Source organism: Amaricoccus solimangrovi, from assembly GCF_006385685.1.
Taxonomy (GTDB): Bacteria; Pseudomonadota; Alphaproteobacteria; order Rhodobacterales; family Rhodobacteraceae; genus Amaricoccus; species Amaricoccus solimangrovi.
In genome coordinates, this window is the sequence record NZ_VFRP01000100.1 from 1 (window position 1) to 1,408 (window position 1,408).

At 70.0% G+C, this 1,408-nt stretch carries 2 protein-coding genes; both read left to right on the forward strand.

Annotation, left to right across the window (positions count from 1 at the left end):
* Nucleotides 1-519, forward strand: a 519-nt coding sequence (locus FJM51_RS23395) for an electron transfer flavoprotein subunit beta/FixA family protein (protein WP_140456490.1), incomplete at its 5' end; no start/stop codon positions are given.
* Nucleotides 519-1,408: electron transfer flavoprotein subunit alpha/FixB family protein (locus FJM51_RS23400; RefSeq protein ID WP_140456491.1), on the forward strand; the 890-nt coding region annotated here is incomplete at its 3' end. The genes FJM51_RS23395 and FJM51_RS23400, both read left to right, overlap by 1 nt.

Genomic DNA, 1,408 nt, shown 5'->3' on the forward strand with positions numbered 1-1,408 from the left:
CGCGCGATCCTCGTGGTCGCCGCCGAGGATGTCGCGACCGACATCGAGCCGCTCGCGGTGGCGAAGATCCTGAAGGGCGTGATCGACGCCGAGGCTCCGGGGCTGGTGATCGCCGGCAAGCAGGCGATCGACAACGACATGAACGCGACCGGGCAGATGCTGGCGGCGCTGCTCGGCTGGCCGCAGGCGACCTTCGCCTCCGCGCTCGCGGTCGAGGGCGAGAAGGCCACGGTGACGCGCGAGGTCGACGGCGGGCTGCAGACGATCCAAGTGAAGCTGCCGGCGATCGTCACCGCCGACCTGCGCCTCAACGAGCCGCGCTACGCGAGCCTTCCCAACATCATGAAGGCGAAGAAGAAGCCGCTCGAGGAGAAGACGCCGGCCGATTACGGCGTCGACGTCACGCCCCGGCTCACCGTGGTGAAGACCGCCGAGCCCGGCAGCCGCGCCGCCGGGGTGAAGGTCGGCTCGGTCGACGAGCTGATCGCGAAACTGAAAGACGAAGCGGGGGTGCTCTGATGGCCGTCCTGATCCTTGCCAAGCACGACAACGCGCATCTGAACGAGGCGACGGGCAAGGCCGTCACCGCCGCGACCGCGATCGGCGGCGACGTGACCGTGCTGGTCGCGGGCGCGGACTGCGGGCCGGTCGCCGAGGCCGCCGCGAAGCTCGCGGGCGTTTCGAAGGTGATCCATGTCGAGGGCGCGGAATACGCGCACCGGCTGGCCGAGCCGCTGACCGAGCTCGTGAAGGCCTTCGCCGGAGATTACGAGCACATCGTCTTTCCCGGTACGACGAGCGGCAAGAACGTGGCGCCCCGCCTCGCGGCGCTGCTCGACGTGATGGTGATCTCGGAAATCACCGGCGTGGTGGCGCCCGATACGTTCGAGCGGCCGATCTATGCCGGCAACGCGATCCAGACGGTGAGGACCGCCGATCCGAAGAAGGTGATCACCGTGCGCGGCGCCTCCTTCGCGGCTCCGGGCGAGCAGGCCCCGGCGCCGATCGAGACCGCGACCGGCCCGGCCGATCCGGGGCTCTCGTCCTGGGTCGAGGACAAGGTCCAGGCCTCGGACCGGCCCGAGCTCGCCTCCGCGAAGATCGTGGTTTCGGGCGGGCGCGGGCTCGGCTCGGAGGAGAACTTCGCGGTGATCACCGCGCTCGCCGACAAGCTCGGCGCGGCGGTCGGCGCCAGCCGCGCGGCGGTCGACTCCGGCTACGCGCCGAACGACTGGCAGGTCGGGCAGACCGGCAAGGTGGTGGCGCCCGATCTCTACATCGCCGTCGGCATCTCGGGCGCGATCCAGCATCTCGCCGGCATGAAGGATTCGAAGGTCATCGTCGCGATCAACAAGGACGAGGAGGCGCCGATCTTCCAGGTCGCCGACTACGGCCTCGTCGGCGACCT